19 protein-coding genes are annotated in these 19181 nt (G+C 35.6%); all 19 read right to left on the reverse strand.

The window, feature by feature from the left end; genetic code table 11:
* Nucleotides 1-44: 44 nt before the first annotated feature.
* The gene (locus KQI71_RS00850) at nucleotides 45-698 is read right to left on the reverse strand and encodes a tetratricopeptide repeat protein (RefSeq protein ID WP_216433132.1); all 654 of its coding nucleotides are present in this window, start codon (nucleotides 696-698) and stop codon (nucleotides 45-47) included.
* Nucleotides 699-900: 202 nt separating this feature from the next.
* Nucleotides 901-3357 (reverse strand): glycogen/starch/alpha-glucan phosphorylase, encoded by a 2457-nt coding sequence (locus tag KQI71_RS00855; RefSeq protein WP_216433134.1) that lies wholly within the window; start codon nucleotides 3355-3357, stop codon nucleotides 901-903.
* 118 nt (nucleotides 3358-3475) lie between these two features.
* On the reverse strand, nucleotides 3476-5158 hold the full coding sequence (locus tag KQI71_RS00860; protein ID WP_216433136.1) for a S8 family peptidase: 1683 nt from the start codon (nucleotides 5156-5158) through the stop codon (nucleotides 3476-3478).
* A gap of 22 nt (nucleotides 5159-5180) precedes the next feature.
* A complete protein-coding gene (locus tag KQI71_RS00865; RefSeq protein ID WP_330655189.1) occupies nucleotides 5181-5627 on the reverse strand; it encodes a threonine/serine exporter family protein in 447 nt (148 codons plus the stop codon).
* Nucleotides 5624-6385 (reverse strand): threonine/serine ThrE exporter family protein, encoded by a 762-nt coding sequence (locus tag KQI71_RS00870; protein ID WP_216433140.1) that lies wholly within the window; start codon nucleotides 6383-6385, stop codon nucleotides 5624-5626. Before KQI71_RS00870 ends, KQI71_RS00865 begins: the two co-directional genes overlap by 4 nt.
* 126 nt (nucleotides 6386-6511) lie before the next feature.
* Nucleotides 6512-7381: a DegV family protein gene (locus KQI71_RS00875; protein WP_216433142.1), complete on the reverse strand. Its 870-nt coding sequence runs from the start codon at nucleotides 7379-7381 to the stop codon at nucleotides 6512-6514.
* A 70-nt stretch (nucleotides 7382-7451) separates the two neighbouring features.
* Complete coding sequence (locus KQI71_RS00880) at nucleotides 7452-8042, reverse strand: Maf family protein (protein ID WP_216433144.1); 591 nt, start codon at nucleotides 8040-8042, stop codon at nucleotides 7452-7454.
* A gap of 72 nt (nucleotides 8043-8114) precedes the next feature.
* Nucleotides 8115-10205, reverse strand: a complete 2091-nt coding sequence (locus tag KQI71_RS00885; RefSeq protein WP_216433146.1) for a polyribonucleotide nucleotidyltransferase — start codon at nucleotides 10203-10205, stop codon at nucleotides 8115-8117.
* A 291-nt stretch (nucleotides 10206-10496) separates the two neighbouring features.
* Complete coding sequence (gene rpsO / locus KQI71_RS00890) at nucleotides 10497-10763, reverse strand: 30S ribosomal protein S15 (RefSeq protein WP_216433148.1); 267 nt, start codon at nucleotides 10761-10763, stop codon at nucleotides 10497-10499.
* 121 nt (nucleotides 10764-10884) lie between these two features.
* Nucleotides 10885-11682: a pyrroline-5-carboxylate reductase gene (gene proC, locus KQI71_RS00895; RefSeq protein ID WP_216433150.1), complete on the reverse strand. Its 798-nt coding sequence runs from the start codon at nucleotides 11680-11682 to the stop codon at nucleotides 10885-10887.
* A gap of 19 nt (nucleotides 11683-11701) precedes the next feature.
* Nucleotides 11702-12616, reverse strand: coding sequence for an RluA family pseudouridine synthase (locus tag KQI71_RS00900; RefSeq protein ID WP_216433152.1), 915 nt, complete (start codon nucleotides 12614-12616; stop codon nucleotides 11702-11704).
* Complete coding sequence (gene lspA / locus KQI71_RS00905; RefSeq protein WP_216433154.1) at nucleotides 12617-13120, reverse strand: signal peptidase II; 504 nt, start codon at nucleotides 13118-13120, stop codon at nucleotides 12617-12619. It lies immediately after the preceding gene.
* Between the two features lie 4 nt (nucleotides 13121-13124).
* On the reverse strand, nucleotides 13125-14225 hold the full coding sequence (gene aroB / locus KQI71_RS00910; RefSeq protein WP_216433156.1) for a 3-dehydroquinate synthase: 1101 nt from the start codon (nucleotides 14223-14225) through the stop codon (nucleotides 13125-13127).
* Nucleotides 14188-14802, reverse strand: a complete 615-nt coding sequence (locus KQI71_RS00915; RefSeq protein WP_216433157.1) for a DivIVA domain-containing protein — start codon at nucleotides 14800-14802, stop codon at nucleotides 14188-14190. The genes aroB and KQI71_RS00915 overlap by 38 nt, the downstream gene beginning before the upstream one ends.
* A 10-nt stretch (nucleotides 14803-14812) precedes the next feature.
* Entirely contained in the window at nucleotides 14813-15568 is a 756-nt protein-coding gene (locus tag KQI71_RS00920; RefSeq protein ID WP_216433159.1) for a YlmH/Sll1252 family protein, read from the reverse strand.
* 6 nt (nucleotides 15569-15574) lie between these two features.
* A complete protein-coding gene (locus tag KQI71_RS00925; protein WP_216433160.1) occupies nucleotides 15575-16123 on the reverse strand; it encodes a cell division protein SepF in 549 nt (182 codons plus the stop codon).
* A gap of 13 nt (nucleotides 16124-16136) precedes the next feature.
* On the reverse strand, nucleotides 16137-16832 hold the full coding sequence (locus KQI71_RS00930; protein WP_216433162.1) for a YggS family pyridoxal phosphate-dependent enzyme: 696 nt from the start codon (nucleotides 16830-16832) through the stop codon (nucleotides 16137-16139).
* Between the two features lie 29 nt (nucleotides 16833-16861).
* Complete coding sequence (locus KQI71_RS00935) at nucleotides 16862-18232, reverse strand: HlyD family efflux transporter periplasmic adaptor subunit (RefSeq protein ID WP_216433164.1); 1371 nt, start codon at nucleotides 18230-18232, stop codon at nucleotides 16862-16864.
* Complete coding sequence (locus KQI71_RS00940; RefSeq protein ID WP_216433166.1) at nucleotides 18233-19177, reverse strand: TIGR01212 family radical SAM protein; 945 nt, start codon at nucleotides 19175-19177, stop codon at nucleotides 18233-18235. It abuts the gene before it with no gap.
* Nucleotides 19178-19181 lie beyond the last annotated feature (4 nt).

Raw genomic sequence — 19181 nt, forward strand, 5'->3', positions numbered from 1 at the left:
TATATACAAAAGGGAAAGAACTAAAAAATTCTTTCCCTTTTACTCTATCTTGTCTCTAAAAATGTCAGTTCTTTTTTCCCTTGTTTATCATTCGGATAAGCTTTTACATAAGCTTTTGCATATTGAAGTGCTGTATCATAATCAAACATCGATTCATATGCGCTAATTCTTGTAAAAAGAACCTCCTGTTTATTTTTCAGTCCATCCCTTGTCAAAGCTTCCTTCAAAATATCAAGACCTTCTTTATACTTTTTCTGTTTTGCATAAATTCCATATTCCGTGCAATAAATATCTCCTGCATCCGGCAAAGCTTGTATTCCTTGTTTGCACACATTAAGTGCTTTGTTCGTTTCTCCCTTTCCCATATAACAGAAAGCCTTGAACGAATATCCCCTACTTTCTCCTTTTGCAATCAATTGACCGTAAACTTTAATTGCATCATCATAACGTTCCAACTGATATAAGGATTCTCCTTCATAAAGCAAAGTGTCCGTTTTTTGTCCAGTCCAGAATAAAGTAAATTTACTAGCCGCTTCATGAAATTTTTCATAAGCTTTTTGATATTCTTTTCCATTTAAATACTCAATTCCTTCATTTGCCGTTGTTTTCTGAGTAACATACCCATACCCAGCAAAAACAGCAATTCCTATCACAATGACAAGAACTACCGTTACTATCTTCTTCATTTTATCGTCCATAAACATTTTCTCCATATCATTACCTGTCTGCTACGCTGTTTGATCCGACTGTCCATACAACAAGCCAGGATTTTTATTGCTGTTATTATAACATAGATTTGAAATGGATTCATCTTATTTTTTTATTAAGCCATAAGCATGCAAAAAAGAAACAGCCTGCCGCAAAACAGCAAACTGTTCCTTTTCAAAATATTTTTAAATCTTAACGAACTTTATCTAATTTCCAAATATCATCTACATATTCCTGAATTGTACGGTCAGATGAGAATTTTCCACAACTTGCTGTGTTTGTCATTACCATCTTCGCCCATTTATCTTTATCACGATATGCAGCTTCTACTCTCTTTTGTGCATCCACATAAGAACGGAAATCTTTCAGAATAAAGTACATATCTGCCTGACTTCCTGTATCTCCAAACAGAAGACTCTGATATAAATCTTTGTAAAGTTCTGGATCTCCTTCTGCATAAGTTCCATCCACAAGCTGCTCTAATACTTTATGAATATCTTTATCTTTCTGATAGATTTCATATGGATGGTATCCGCCATTCTGTTCATAATTAATAACTTCTTCTGAACTCAATCCAAAGATGAAAGCATTTTCTCTTCCAACTTCTTCTACGATTTCTACATTTGCTCCATCCATTGTTCCAAGTGTTGCAGCACCATTCAACATAAACTTCATGTTTCCTGTACCAGATGCTTCTTTAGAAGCTGTTGAAATCTGTTCACTGACATCTGCTGCAGCAAAGATCAGCTCTGCATTAGATACACGATAATCTTCAATAAAGACAACTTTTAATTTATTTTTGATCTTAGGATCATTATTTACTTTATTTGCAACGGCATTGATCAATTTAATGGTCTGTTTTGCTCTTCTATATCCAGCTGCTGCCTTTGCTCCGAAAATAAATGTTCTTGGATAGAACTTCATTTCTGGATTTTCTTTCAACTGATTATAAAGATACATTACATGAAGAATGTTCATTAACTGACGTTTGTATTCATGCAGACGTTTTACCTGTACATCAAAGATAGAAGTAGGGTCTACTTCGATACCATTATGTTTCAAAATATAATCTGCCAGGCGTTTTTTATTCTGAAGCTTGATTTCCATAAATTCTTTCTGTGCTTTACTGTCAGATACATATTTTTTCAACCCTGCCATTAAAGAAAGATCCGTTGCCCACTGGTCTGTTCCAATTTTTTTTGTTACCCAATCAGCAAGTAATGGATTTCCATGCATCAAGAAACGTCTCTGTGTAATACCATTTGTCTTATTATTAAATTTTTCAGGCATCATTTCATAAAAATCTTTTAATTCCTGATGCTTTAAGATTTCTGTATGAAGTTTTGCAACACCATTGACAGAATATCCTGCGATGATCGCCATATGTGCCATACGTACCTGACCATCCCAAAGAATTGCCATCTTACGAACTTTTTCTTCATTTCCAGGATAAGTTTCACGAACTTTTTCTACAAAACGACGATCAATTTCTTCTACAATCTGATATACACGAGGAAGCAGTCTTGAGAACAGATCGATTGGCCATTTTTCCAATGCCTCTGCCATGATTGTATGGTTTGTATATGCACAAGTATTTGTTGTAACTTCCCATGCTTCATCCCATCCAAGACCTTCTTCATCCATCAGAATTCTCATTAATTCTGCTACCGCTACTGTAGGATGCGTATCATTCATCTGAATTGCTACTTTTTCATACAGTTTTGTAATATCATCATGATTTTTCTTATATTTTGCAACAGCTGCCTGTAAACTTGCAGATACAAAGAAATACTGCTGTTTCAAACGAAGTTCTTTTCCTTCATAGTGATTATCATTTGGATACAGTACTTCAACAATATTTTTTGCAAGGTTTTTCTGTTCTACCGCTTTTTCATATTCTCCTTTATCAAAAGAATCCAACTGGAAATCAGTCATTGGTTCTGCATCCCAGATACGAAGAGTATTAACAATATGATTTGCATATCCTACGATTGGATAATCATATGGAACAGCCAGTACAGACTGGTAATTTTCCTGAACAAAATTTGTTCTTCCGGTTGCTTCATCATATTCTGTACGGATATCTCCGCCAAAACGAACTTCTTTTGCATATTCCGGACGTTTTAACTCAAATGGATTTCCATTTTTTAGCCATGTATCAGGAACTTCTACCTGATATCCATTTTCAATTTTCTGCTTGAACATACCATACTGATAACGGATTCCACATCCATAAGCTGCATATCCAAGAGATGCCAGAGAATCAAGGAAACATGCTGCCAGTCTTCCAAGTCCTCCATTTCCAAGAGCCGGATCTGGTTCCTGGTCTTCTACCATATTAAGATCAACACCAAGCTCATCTAATGCTTCTTTTACTTCTTTATATACTGACATATTAATTAAATTATTTCCAAGGGCTCTTCCCATTAAAAATTCCATAGACATGTAGTATAAAATTTTAGGATCCTTTTCTTCATACTCTTTCTGAGTATCCATCCAGTCTCCAATAATTGTTTCTTTAATTGCATAAGCAACAGCCTGATAAATCTGCTGAGGAGTCGCATCTTCGAGTTCTACACGAAACTGCATTTTCAGGTTGTTCTGCACTTCCAGTTTAAACATTTTCTTGTCAAATTTTGTTTTACTCATTATACTGCCTCTTCCTTTCGTATTTCCTAACAACAATAAAATTTTAACATAAATTTCAGAAATTTAATAGTACATAATGTAAATCTATGGTGAAAATTTTGTTATTTTCTTACTTTTTTTAAAAAATTGTCTTACATAAAGATCCATAGCCAACTTCATCATTTGGATAGGTTTCAAACCCCGGCATTTTCCGTGCTCCACGGTGTAAATATGCCTTTACTCTCTCTCCATAAAAATAAGGATCATTACCTCTTATAATCCCCCATTCCATCATAAGTGCTGCTGCCCCAGTGACAAATGGTGTTGCCATTGAAGTTCCAGACATTCTATTTTCTCCTCCTCCAGGTGCTGCTCCCAAAATTCCAACTCCAGGAGCCACAAGATCTGGTTTTGCCACGCATAGACTTGTATCACCTCTTCCAGAAAACTCAGCATAAGACCGATAACGAACATTATAAGCACCGACTGAAATCACTTTATCTGCCGTAGATGGAATTGTAAGCGTAAGAGTTTTACTTGGTTCAAGAAATCTTGTCTGTCGGTTACTTCCTGATGAAACCGGCAGCCACATTTGATATTCTCCATTTACAAGATGCACTGGTGTTATTTTAAGATTCCACTGACCGCTTTCAATTTCCTCTTTCTGCGGTATCCATACAAAATAAATCTCCTGCCGCACATTATAAGGCGTTGGCAAACCATTATATACAACAACTTTCGTATCTGCATATAAATATTCTGTTTTTCCTGGTTGATTCACCATACGATAACTTTTTCCAGAAGGAGAGACCAACATCAGTTCAAATTCATCTGCAAAATTCTTCCATATCTGCAAATTTATACTTGTCTCAGCCGGCGCGATATCAAATAAAATTTCTTCCGTTTTCTCTTGGATTACTCCCTGCTTGTGGCGCGCACTATCTCCCTCATTCCCAGTTCCAATGCAAAATACACTCTTCCATTGTCCTGCAATTTTAGATAAAAATGTTTCCAATAAAGAATTTCCGCGATGATCTCCATAATTGTGTCCATAACTAATATTCACTGCCAATGGCTTCCTTTGTTTTTTTGCAAAATCTACCACATATTGAACCGCCATCATTAATTGTGTCGTTCTTGGAAAATCATTTTCTTTTCCTAGTTTTACAATCAAAAAATCTGCCATTGGAGCAACCCCATTTCTTCCGCCACAAATAGAAGCTACATGTGTTCCATGCCCAGAAATATCCTGACTTCTTACGGAAGAACTCCCCCTTCCTTCCCGTAAGGCCTGATTAATTTCTTCTTGTAAATAAACAGTACCAATTGTAAACGGAGCGGGCGGATTCCCCGGAATCGTCTGGTCCCACAGTGAAATGATCTTCGTTGTTCCATTCTCATTTTGAAAATCCGGATGAAAAATATCAATTCCAGTATCAATAACTGCGATCAACACACCTTCTCCACTTAAATTGAAAGGACTATTTTTTATAGACAACATACAAGAAGCTGCAATTCCTTGCTGACGGCTTAACAAAAGAGCTTTTGGTTTTTCTATAAAAATAATCTGCTCAAGACGTGAGAAAGTCTCCAGCAGATTTTCTTTCATAAAAGCGATTGCATATCCTTCGCTTAAAGGTTCAACTTCCACGCCTTGTGGTAAATTAAGCTGCTCAAGGCTTCCAACATATTGAAAAATAATTTCCCATTGCCTCAAATTCTCATCATATCCAGCATTCAAATCCTGCGTCTTTTTCCTTTCTTCCACAGGTAAATCCAGTGCTAGCTGAAGCTGATTTTCAAGTTTTTCATCTTGTTCCATAAAACGATGGCTTTCTTTTTTTCTATTTTATGTTTTTTATAGCATAATGATGCACAATTGATGCACAGATTCCATACAAAGAAGAAGCAACCATAATGCCGGCAGCAATTGCAATAGCTGTAAGCATTGTCTTTTGTCCATATAAAGAAAACAGATGCCATTCTTTTGCGATGACATAATTCATTGTATAATAAAGGTTTCCTCCAGGAACTAGTGGAATAATTCCTGTAATTAAAAAAACTGTAACTGGTGTCTTTAAAATTCTTGCCATGGTTTCTGCATAAATCGTTGCAACAGCCGCAGCGGCTAAATTTGCTGCAAAGCCACTTGGCATCTGATTCCATACAAATAAATATGCCGCCCATGAAATCATTCCAGAAACACCAGCTGTCCACAATTTTTTTCCTCGCAAATTGTAAAGTAATGCAAATCCTAAACTCCCGGCAAAACTTGCAAAAATTTGAATCACTGCCATACACCTCCAAGAAAAACTAATGCCATAAAGGAACCTGCTGCAAGAAATACCGCAAGAAGAACCGATTCACAAACTCGCAAAATACCAGACATCATATCTCCTCCAATCATATCACGAAGTGCATTGACAAAGGCAACTCCAGGCACAAGCAGCATAATATTTCCAATAATAATCTTCCCATAGTCTTTTGTAATACCAAATCTAGCAGACAAATATGCAAGTGCTGCAACAAAAAAAGATAATAAAAAATTTAAAACCATCTCATTCGGGGTTAATTTACTTAAATATCTTGAAAGAACCGTAACAGCGCCTCCAATTAAAATCGCAATTGCTCCTTCTGCAATCCCTCCTCCATAAAAAATCGTCCATGCAGTCGCAATCGCTGCTGAAGTTAAAACTTCCTCCATAAAAGAATTGATTCTCCCAGTTTTTATTTTCTGTATCCTCTGTTTTACTTCTTTTTCATTTGGAAGATCTCGACACATATATCTCGAAAGTTGATTAAATTCATCTAGTTTTTTAAAATCTGTTTTATAATGACGAATACGCTTTGTTTGTGTCAAAATTTCCCCGTCTGCATCTTCAATTGAAGTTACAATACTTGAAGTAATTGAAAACACATCTGCTTTTTTTGCTCCATAAGCAAGACAAATACGCGTAATCGTATCCTCTACCCTAGAGACCCCAGCTCCAGAAATAAGCATTCCTTCTCCAATATCCATAGCAAATGCTAGTACCTTTTTTAATTTCATAAAACTGCCACCTCCTGCCTACATCAAATATTTACACGAAAACAAAGCTATTATAACATAAAGAAAATCCCTGTATGATAATCATACAGAGATTTTACTCAAAATTTTCATATCCTATTTTTCACATCAATCGTCAATTTTATGTGTCCATGCAACTGCAAGCGCTCCCGCACCAATATGGCATGCCACACTTAAGGATAAGGGATCTTCATGAAATTCCATTCCTGGAAATTCCTCCATCAGCTCTTCTTTCCATTTTTGTGCCGCCTCTTTATCTTTTGTATAAGCCGCCTGAAGATAAGCATGTTTTCCAAAATCTCCATCTGGAAAACGTTCTTCAAGTTCTTTTCTTGCCGCTGCAATCATTTTTTTCTTCGCCTGCTTAACTCCTCTTGTTTTTGCAAACGCATCCAGCTTTTCTCCATGGATTTGAAGAACCGGTTTAATACCAAGAACCGTTCCGATTGCTGCTCCTGCCGCTGTAACACGACCTCCCTTTTTTAAATATTTTAAAGTATCTACCATAATGTAGATTCCAGTATCTAGTTTGTCTTTCTCAAGAATCTCCTTAATTTCTAAGGCACTCTTTCCTTCTTTCACTAGTTTCATAGCATCTAATACAGATTGTCTCTGTGTAACAGAAATACGCTGATTATCTACCACTTGTACTTTTCCATCATAATCTTCTGCCAACATTCTAGCAGTTTCACAAGAACTGCTTAATCCGCTTGACATTGGAATATGCACAATTTCATCATAATCTTTTAAAAGTTTTTCCCAAAGATCAAGTACATCTCCTGGTGCTGGCTGAGAAGTCTTAATATCTTCATCCGCATTCAATCTTTCATAAAATTCTTCCTGCGAAAGTGTAATCTCTTCAAAATATAATTTTTCATTAATATAAAACGGCATTGGAATTACAGAAATACCAAGTTTTTTACCCTCTACCTGTGTAATTCCACTGTTACTATCCGTTACAATCGCTATTTTACTCATTACTTGAATCCCTTTCTCTTATTCTTACCCTACATCATAACAAAAATGTTATCGTACCGCAAAGGTTTTCCTATATATTTGAAAAAAATACAAATGAGTTCTTTCCCGTTTCCTGTTTCATTTCCTGTAAAAAACGTGCAATCGGAAATCCTACAACATTATAATAATCACCTTTTATCTCTTTGATAAATACGGATGCCTTTCCTTGGATCCCATAACTTCCAGCCTTATCCATTGGCTCTTTTGTAGCAATATAATGACGAATTTCTTCCTCTTCTAATTGATAAAAAGAAACATCGGTCTTCTCAAAAAAAGTATGTTTCTTTCCATTTCGAATCACACAAACTCCTGTATAAACCTGATGTGTCTGTCCACTTAACATCGAAAGCATACGAAAAGCATCTTCCTCATTTTTTGGCTTCCCAAGAATCTCATTTTTATAAGCCACAATGGTATCTGCCCCAACAACAACTTCTTTTCTTCCAGTCTGCTCCCATACATCTTCTGCTTTCTGTGTTGCAAGTTCTTCTACAATTTCTTCCGGTATTTCTTTTGTAATAACTTCTTCTACCTGACTTGGAACTACCTTGAAAGATAAATCTGCTAATTCAAATAATTCTCTTCTCCTCGGGGAAGCGGACGCAAGTATAAAATTTTCCACTGTTTTTCTCCTTTTTGCGAAAGATAAGGAGGTTCCCAGTTTCCTGAAAACCTCCTGTTTTCTTTCTATTTCTTAGTCGTCAATCTTTTCTTCCAGTCTTAAGTTAATTCTGCCCATCTTATCAATTTCTAGTACTTTCACTGCAACCTTGTCTCCAATGTTTACGACATCTTCCACTTTTTCTACTCTTTCCTTCGAAAGTTTCGAAATATGAATCATTCCATCTTTGTTTGGAGATAACTGCACAAATGCACCAAATGGCATAATTCTTACAACTTCTCCTTCATAAATATCTCCGACATTCAGAGGTTCTACAATTGATTTAATAATGCTAATTGCTTTATCAATCATATCCTGATCTTCACTTAAGATATCAATTCGTCCACTTTCATCAATATCGATTTTAACACCTGTTTCATCAATGATCGCATTAATTGTTTTTCCTTGTTTTCCAATAACTTCTGAAATTTTTTCAGGATCAATTGTATACTGAGAAATTTTTGGTGCATATTTTCCTACATGATCTCTTGCTTCTCCAATCACTGGATTCATAACTTCATGAAGAATATAAGTTCTTGCTTCTTTTGTTCTTGCAATTGCTTCACGGATAATCTGATTTGTTAATCCATGAATTTTAATATCCATCTGGATCGCTGTAATACCTTTATCTGTACCAGCTACTTTAAAGTCCATATCTCCAAAGAAATCTTCTAATCCCTGAATATCTGTAAGAATGATGTAATCATCATCTCCTTCTCCTGTCACAAGTCCTACGGAAATACCCGCAACTGGAGCTTTGATTGGAACACCAGATGCCATCAATGACAGAGAAGATGCACAAATACTTCCCTGTGAAGTTGATCCATTAGATTCCATAATTTCAGATACTGTACGAATTGCATACGGGAATTCGTCTTCTGTTGGCAATACTGGAACTAAAGCTCTCTCTGCAAGAGCACCATGTCCGATTTCACGACGTCCAGGTCCTCTGCTTGGACGTGTCTCTCCTACAGAATAAGATGGAAAATTATAATGATGCATATAACGTTTTGTTGTTTCGTTTACATCAATTCCATCTAGACGCTGTGCCTCTGATAAAGAACCAAGCGTTGTTACCGTCATAACTTGAGTCTGTCCTCTCTGGAACATTGCAGAACCATGAACTCTTGGCAAACAATCAATTTCTGCATGTAATGGACGAATCTGTTTGATATCACGACCGTCTGGACGTTTATGATCTTTTAAGATCATCTTACGAACGGTTTTCTTCTGAAATGCATAAACTGCTTCTGAAATCTGTGCCAACCACTCTTCATTTTCTGCATATCTTTCTTCCAGTTTTTCTTCGATCGCACGAATATTTTCTTCTCTTGTCTGTTTATCATCTGTGAAGACAGCTTCTTCCATTGCTTCTGGAGTGATAAATGCGACCATATCATCATACATTTCCGGATCTACAACATGATGTTCATAATCATGTTTTTCTTTTCCACATTCTGCAACGATGGTATCAATAAATTTAATAATTTCCTGATTTACTTCATGCGCTTTAAAGATTGCCTCTAACATTACATCTTCTGGGATTTCATTCGCACCAGCTTCGATCATGATAACTTTATCTCTTGTAGAAGCTACCGTCAATGCAAGATCTGATACTTCTTTCTGGGCAGAAGTTGGGTTGATCACAAATTCTCCATCTACTAAACCTACCATTGTAGAAGCTGTTGGTCCATCAAATGGAATATCTGAAATTGCAGTTGCAATTGCAGAACCAAGCATTGCTGTAAGTTCCGGGCTACAATCTGGATCTACAGACATCACAAGGTTATTTAACGCAACATCATTACGATAATCTTTTGGAAATAACGGTCTCATTGGGCGGTCAATTACGCGGTCTGTAAGAATCGCATTTTCAGAAGGTTTTCCCTCTCTTTTTAAATATCCTCCAGGAATCTTACCTACAGAATATAATTTTTCTTCATATTCTACACTTAATGGGAAGAAATCAATCCCATCCCTTGGCTTTTCTGATGCGGTTGCTGTAGATAATACAACGGTATCACCATAGTGCATAAAAGCTGCACCATTTGCCTGTGCTGCAACACGTCCAACTTCAACCATTAGTGTACGTCCTGCAAGTTCCATACTAAACTGTTTTGTCATAAAATTTCGTCTCCTTTATAAATTTCTTTGTCTTAAGGCGCCGAAACAACTGAAAAACCGGTTTTCTCTCCCTATTGCTATTGCTAAACTTCATAGAAGTTTTCCTACTTTCAAGACAAAAAATCAGCTTTTCAGTAGTCTCGGGAAACGCCTCTGCAACTTAATCAGTATAGCATGATTTTTTTGAAAAAACCAGATGAAATTTCTATCTTCATAAAAAGAAAAACCCATCGCAATGCTTTATAGCTTTGCAACAGGTTTTGCCTTGTATATTTTCTGATATAATCAGAATTATTTTCTTAATCCTAATTTTTCGATCAGTGCACGATATCTTTCAACATCTTTGCTCTTTAAGTAAGCTAATAAGTTACGTCTCTTACCAACCATCTTAAGAAGACCTCTTCTTGAATGATGATCTTTTGGATGCTGGTTAAAATGATCCTGAAGTTCCTGAATTCTTGCTGTTAAGATTGCTACCTGAACTTCTGGTGAACCTGTATCCTTTGCGTCTTTTCCGTATTTAGCTACGATTTCTGCTTTCTTTTCTGATGAAATCATTGTATTTCCTCCTTAAAATTCTTTTTGTCTCCTAATACCAGGAAAGGGTTGGAGTGCCCAAATCTGAGTATCGGTCAATAACTTCTTCATTTTATCATATGATTATCACTTTTGTAAAGAGTTATTTTCCCATATCTTTGCTTTTTTTACTTGCCGCATGAACAGCTTCAATCACAGCACTTCTCATACCCTTCTTTTCTAAAACTCGAACTGCCTCAATGGTTGTTCCTGCAGGAGAACACACAGCATCTTTTAATTCTCCTGGATGCTGTCCTGTCTCAAGCACCATTTTAGCACTTCCAAGCACAGACTGCGCTGCAAATGTATACGCCTTGCTTCTTGGAATCCCTTGCATTACCGCTGCATCTGCCATTGCTTCAATAAACATGTATACATAGGCTGGAGAACTTCCACTGACTCCAACAACAGCATCTATTAGATTTTCTGTTATCTTTTCTACCTTTCCAAAGCTTTCAAAAATATGATATACTTCATCAAATTCTTCTTCTTTTACATATTCATTGCAACACATACCAGACATTGCTTCTCCAACTAACGCTGGTGTATTTGGCATTACACGGATAATCTTCATTTCTTTTCCAAATTGACGTTCTACCTGTGACATAGAAATACCCGCTGCAATGGAAACAATCAACTGTTTTTTTGATACTTCTTTTCGAATTTCTTTAATAACATCTTCGTACATCTGCGGTTTTATAGAAAGTACAACGATATCCGCTTTTGCTGCTTCACAGTTATTTCCTGTTGTTACAATTCCAAATTTTTCTCTAACTGCATTCATTTTTTCCGGAGTTGGACCGGAAGCAATGATCTCTTCCTTTTCAAATACTTTCTGATTTAAAATCCCAGTGATCATAGCCTGCGCCATATTTCCACATCCGATAAAACCTAACTTCATACTGCAATCCTCCTGTCTGTCAATCATCCAGTTTCTTTAGTAATTCTTCAAAATATTTCGGAAGCGGTACTTCAAATTCCATATATTCTTTCGTTCGTGGATGTACAAATCCAAGAACTTTAGCATGAAGGCACTGTCCTTCCAAATGATACTTTGATTTCTTCGGTCCATATACCCCGTCCCCCAAAAGAGGATGACGAATGGATGCCATATGCACACGAATCTGATGAGTTCGTCCGGTCTCCAGACGACACTCGATATAAGTAAAGCCTTTTTTAAGACGTTTCAATACTTTATAATGAGTGACTGCATGTTTTCCTCCGGGCACAACTGCCATTTTCTTACGATCCTTTAAGCTCCTTGCAATTGGAGCATTAATGGTTCCTTCGTCTTCTTTTAAGTTATCATAAACAATCGCATGATAACGTCTTGTAATGGAATGTTCTGCAAGCTGGGCCGCAATACTCTGGTGCGCCATATCATTTTTGCATACAATTAAAATGCCTGTTGTATCTTTATCAATTCGATGTACAATTCCAGGACGCAAAACCCCATTAATACCAGAAAGATCATCTTTACAATGATACATCAATCCATTTACAAGTGTTCCGCTAAAATGTCCAGCCGCCGGATGTACTACCATCCCCTTCGGTTTATTAATCAAAATAACATCTGAATCTTCATAAACAATATCTAGATCCATTTTTTCCGGTACAATAGAAAGGACTTCTGGTGCTGGAATCTCCAGCACAATCTCATCCCCTTCTTTGCATTTATAATTACTTTTTTCCTGTTTTCCATTGACCTTTGCCAATCCTTGCTTACATAATTTCTGCAGATAGCTTCTTGTATGGTCCAAAAATACCTGTGAAAGAAGTACATCCATTCTCTTTCCACTTTGCTCTCGTGAAACGATGATTTTCTCGTCACTCATTTACTTCTTCTCCTTTTTCCACTGCAAAAAGCTAAGCTCATCTTCTTTATAATAGAAAAGAATTAAGATAAGCAGTAAAACGACAGTTACTGTAACATAAATATCAGCTATATTAAAAACCGGAAAATTAATTGCTTTAAAATAGCAGAAATCTATAACATATCCTCGTGTAATACGGTCGATAAAATTTCCAATAGCTCCCGCCATTAAAAACATATAACAGATCCTAAGTGGTACATACCGCCTGGTATCCGGTAATTGCAAATAGAACCATGTAACAGCCACTAACACCAAAATCGTAAGAATGAAAAAAATAATTTGACGATTTTGTAAGATTCCAAATGCAGCGCCCCTGTTTTCTAAATAATAAAATTCAAAAATATTTTTTACAATTATAATAGGATCCTGATTTTTCAATTGAGAAAGTGCCCATACTTTTGATAATTGATCAAGAATAATAAATAAAATAATACCACTAAAAATTTTCCAATGTTTTTTCCACATGATTTTAGTCCCATTTTCTTAATACATCCAGCATTTCCTCATCAGTTACACTACGATCAATATAGGCTTCTCCAATTTTACGAAGAAGAATAAATTTAATTTGATTTCCTTCCATCTTCTTATCGGATTTACTTGCCTTTATAATGTCTTGTGGACCAATTTCATCTAATGGCTTCCATAAATGAAATTCACCAAAAATTTGTTTGATTTCTTCCACTTCTTTTTCAGAAAGATTTCCCTTTTTCTGAGAAAGCATCGCTGCCAGCTGACATCCAATACCAACACATTCTCCGTGAAGCCACTGAAAATCTTTTAATTTTTCAATCGCATGGCCCAGTGTATGTCCAAAATTAAGCTGTGCACGCTCACCTTGTTCTTTAGGATCTCTTTCTACGACACCACCTTTAATCTGACAACTTTGGTAAATCATTTCTCTTAAAGTTTCATGATCTCTATCTTTAATTTTTTCTACATGAGCTCGGATCCATTCATAATAGTCTTTATCTTTGATTAAACCATGTTTAATCACCTCACCCATACCAGAAAAATAATCTCTTTCTGTCAGAGTCTTCAAAGTCGATGTATTGATATAAACTAATTTTGGCTGATGGAAAGCACCAACCATATTTTTATACTGCATAAAATCTACACCAGTTTTTCCACCAATACTACTGTCTACCTGAGATAAAAGTGTTGTTGGAACTTGTACAAACTCAATTCCTCTTAAATAAGTTGCTGCAGCAAATCCTGTCATATCACCGACAACGCCGCCTCCAAGAGCAATCAAAAGATCCTTTCTATCAAAATGATTTTCAATTAAATGCTCATAAAGTCCCTCGATCGTTTTTAACTGTTTATGTTCTTCACCAGCTTCAAAACTAAAAGAAATCGTTTTTACTGCCTTTTCTGAAATTCTCTCATAGACTTCTCTTAGATAGATTGGTGCCACATGACTTTCTGTGACAATGCATACTTTTCGTTTTTCAAGATTTAAAAATTCCATCTCACGGATTAAATTTTCAAAAGAGTCCGTTAAATAAATATCATATGCCTTTTTTCCGTCTGTCTTAATTTCCATTCTGTTTTTTATTTTTATCTGGTCCATACAGTTCTTCCTGTCCTTTTTTTTCTACTGCTTTTTTATGGTTTTCTTCGGATGGAATCTGAAATTCCAATTCATAAACCGGATTTCTAAGTACATCTAATTGACTGTTAATAAATTCAAGCATTCTTGTCTTATAACTGCAATAATCGGATTCCAATTTACGGATCAATTGCTTATAACCATCAATTTCTGCTTTATGTTTGGCTTTTGTTGTAGCAAATTCTTTTTGCTCTTTCACCCACATTTTTTCTACTTCTTCTTTTGCATCATTGACTAATTTTTCTGCTTTTCTTGTGGCATTTGTTTCCATATTTCTTGCTTCTTTATTTGCCACTCTTAAAGTCTCTTCAGAAGTTTTTTCTGCAAGAACTAAGGCTCTCTTTAAAGACCCTTCCATTTCTTTATAATGTGCTAAACTCTCCGTCATAGATGCAACTTGTTCTCTTAACTCATCGTTGGACTTATATAATGTCTCATAGTTTTTTGCCAAATCCTCCAGAAGCTCATCTACATCAACACTCTTATAACCAAAACCTTTTCTTAACTCTTTTCCCAATATTTCTACAGGTGTAATCATATTTCCCCTCCTAACACAAAATTTCTAATACAACGAACTGTCTTCCTTTTTTGGATTGTTTCCCCAAGGTTCCAACAAGAAATTTCCCATATCCACGTACTGATACTGCATCTCCTGTCTCAACTTTATGATCGCCCCCAATCAGCAGTTTCCCATTCACAAAAACCTTCTGTCCTTTTAATAAAAGAACACTGTTTTTTCTCGATAATCCAAAAGCCAGAGAAATCACAGAATCCAGACGCATAGAAGACACAAATCCTTCTTTTTTCTGAAATTTTTGTGTAAACTTGACTTCTTCTGATAAGATTTTTGTTACCTGTACCTGCGTATGACGAACTTTTACAAGCTCTTTTTCTAAAACCTCTGCAATGTGTTCAAAGCAGAAAACATATGCTGTTTTTTTATCAACAAGAATATCACCGATCTGATGGCGCTCTATTCCAAGATGCATCAAAGCTCCCAGATAATCTCTGTGGGTCAGCAATTCTGCAAACTTATCAAAAACAGGTGAGATTCTTACACAAACCAGTGGAATCTCACCCTTATAACCAAACATCTCTTCAGAACCAAAAATAACAATAGCTCTTGTAAAATATTCATGTCCACCTTCTAGATGTGAGTCCACAAATGTCAGATCTTTCTGCACTTCTTTATAAATACTTTGTTCATATTCATTCAGAAAATGAGTATATGTATAAATATTTTGTGTATATGCCTTCTGTGACAGCTCAAGCAGTCGTTTTTTTAATAATTCCTCCTCTTTCATATTAAATTACTTTAACTGTGGAGAAATCGTATTACCATTCATAATTTCATTTTTCAAATCTCCACTTACCTCAATACTATCTGGTGCCGCAATAAAAATATTACTTGATACTGCCTGTAAAGATCCATTGATCGCATAAGTGGCACCACCAATAAAATCAATACTTCTTTGTGCAATGGTAAGTTCTGCACCTTCTAAATTTATAACAACCGTTCTTCCTTCTTTTAGAAGGTCTGCAGCAGTCTGAGCCTCTGCAAAGTCCTGAGGTTTGATAACATAGACTTCCACACCTCTTCCATTCATTGAAACCACCTTACTGCTTCCTGTACTTGTAAATTTACGTTTCTTCGCCTCCCGGCTGGATTCAAAAGGCTGACTTAATACTGGTGCTGCTTCTTCATCTTCATCCTGTTCATCAGATTCTTTCTTCTTAAAACGAGAAAACAGACCATTTGCGTCTTTTCCTTCTTCTGCATCCTCATTATACTCTTCATCATACTCTTCATCTTCTGTAAGTTTCATGAAGTTCAATAATTTGTCAACAGTACCTTTCATTTCTTTTCCTCCACTAAATACTATAATTCCTCTCACCGAAGATTCCCGTACCGACACGAACCATCGTAGCACCTTCTTCTACTGCTACTTCATAGTCGTTCGTCATTCCCATTGAGAGTATACTCATATCTACATTATCAAAGTTTTTGTTATTAATGTCAACAGATAATTGTTTCATCGCTTTAAAATACTTTCTGTTATCTTCTGGATTATCTACAAAAGGTGCAATCTGCATCAGCCCTTTAATTTTTACATGCTCAAGCTTTGATACTTCTAAGATCATTTCTTCTACATCTTTCGGATCCATACCAAATTTACTATCTTCATGCGCAAAATTTACTTGTAATAAAATTGGCACTTCTCTAATATTGCGTTTTGCTGCCTCCTTATCAATCTGTTTTGCCAAATGAACAGAATCGACTGAATGAATCAGAGCTACCTTATCCACAATATATTTTACTTTATTCGTCTGTAAATGTCCGATCAAATGCCAACGTACTGGCCAACTAATTCTTTCATATTTATCTTTCAGTTCTTGAACCTTGTTTTCTCCAAAATCCATAACTTTATTTTTTCGCAATTCTTCAATCATTTCTAGAGGCTTTGTTTTACTAACTGCAATAATCGTAACCTCTCTTGGATCACGACCTACCTTTTTACATGCATTTTCTACATTTTTCTTTACATTCAAATATTGATCGATTAACATATGTCCCACTTTCCTTTCCTATCTGCAGATTAATAAATAACCTGATTTTCTTTGATCGCACTGCTATCCAATACAATAAAATCATACAGATTGATTCCATCCTTTGTATCATCTCTAATAATTGTATAATCATCTTTTTTAGCAATCGGTTCAATCAGACGAAATTGTGTATATCCATGATTGGTATAAAATACACCTTCCAGAGATTCCGTTTTCTCCATTAAATAGGTAGCACCTGACTTCATAGATTGCAAAACAACTTTTTGTCCAACTTCTTCCGGATCCAGATAACAATATTCTTTTGTTTGTTTACAAATTTTATAATTTTTCTTTTCAATGGTTACATTTCCATCACTATCGATTTTTCTCACCCGGAATTCATTTTCTCCATTTTCTTGCTTACATAGATACTCAACCGGAACACGGTAAAATTTCTTCTTTGTAATTGCAGAATTTGGAATTTTTAATCCCCGATAAGAGGTCAGGCTAACATCAAGATCCAAATATCGTTCATCGATATAACGGATCATATAATCATTTAGTGAAAGATAACCAAGATAATCATCTCCTTTTTTCTCTACATTCAAAGATGCCTGTGTTTTTTGCTGATCGGACATAAATTTTATATAAACCTTTTCATTTCCACGAAGCAGATCATACTGTTCTTTCTTAAGCGGAATAACAATTGTCCACTTCTCACCTTTTGCAATTCGACAGACAACTGCATTTTTCTTTACTTTATCGGAAGAATTATATTTTACCATATGATACTGCTCCTGATCAAAATCGGCAGAAGTAATATCTTTCTTTCCTTTTTTATCAAAATTGTCGGAATAAAAAGTAATTACACCGCTTTGCGGACTTTTTTCAATATAAAAAGAATCCTGTCCAAGTTTTTTACGCATCTGATCAATGACATTTTTTTTGGCATTTTCATTTAAACTTAACACCACATTTTTCAAGTCATATTTCAAATCGTATACTTTAGAAAATTTTGTATCACTGTAATCAGCTTGATAGTCTTTTATTTTTTGTTGAATTCCAGCGTCATCCGCCGCTCTTTTCTCGCTTTTCTTCTTTTGAGCTTGTTTCACAAGCGCTTCTTGTACTTTCCCATTTTTATCTAAAACAAAAAGAGTTCCTGATTTCTTTATTCTTTTGCCTTCTTCTACATAATATGTGATATAGCCACTTTCTTTTGCCTTTAATAACTTTTCATCTCTCAATGCAATTCCGGTAAATGAAAATGTATTATTAATCCTATCTTCTGTCACTTTGTAAACACTTAATTTCTTTTTTCCAAGAAATGTAATAACATTGATGATTACATAAATCAAGAGCACCAGAAAGATGATCATTCCGATGTTCCACCGGATTTTTTCCTTCTTTTTTCTCCGCATCTATCTAATCCTCCATCGATGTAATGCTGCTCCATTAAGATAATCACATTTACATCCCTGCTGATAACCATTTCCCTCCATTTTTTCTTCAAACAAATCTCTAAGCTTCCACCAGCTAACTCCCCAATTTGAAAAACTTGCATCTTCTTTTGGTACACGGCTAAATAATCTTTCAATGACCATATCTTTTCTTACATAACAAACAAATGTTACCAGACGTTTTATATATTCTTCTTTTGAACATAGCGTTATTTTACCATGTTCATATTCTTCATACAACCTGGATCCTTTTGGAATATATAGAGAATGTAGCTTCACAATCTGAACTGGAAGCGCCGACAAAATTTTTGCTGTTTCTATACAATCCTCCAGATCATCACCTGGAAGGTTCAAAATAATATGCGTGCAGATTTCAAAACCATATGGTGCTGTCATAAGAACTGCATTTATGTACTCTGCTAGTGTATGCCCTCTCCCAATGTTCTTTAACGTATGATAATTCACTGTTTGAAGCCCATATTCTAAAGTGATTTTGAGATGATAAGCATCTGCAATCTTTTTTATAGCCTCCAAATAATCCTCTGTAATACAATCTGGTCTTGTTGAAATGGAAATTCCTACGATATCTTCCGTTTGTGCAGCTTCCAAAAGATACGAATGAAATTGCTCCAGTGGAAGAAATGTATTCGTATAATTCTGAAAATATGCGATAAATTTTTTTGCATGGTACTTCTTTTTAATTTTTTCTTTTGTCTTTTCCAGTTGTTCTCTTACAGGTATCTGCGCATCCATTGCCTCAAATCCAGTACCTGCACCACCACAAAAACTACATCCATCACCATCCATACGATTTGGACATGTCACTGGAAGATTTACCGGAAGTTTATAGACTTTTTCTCCATAAATCTCCTTTAAATGACTGCTGTATGTACGATATCGTTCCATCTTT

Source organism: Anaerostipes sp. MSJ-23, assembly GCF_018918155.1.
GTDB lineage: Bacteria > Bacillota > Clostridia > Lachnospirales > Lachnospiraceae > Anaerostipes.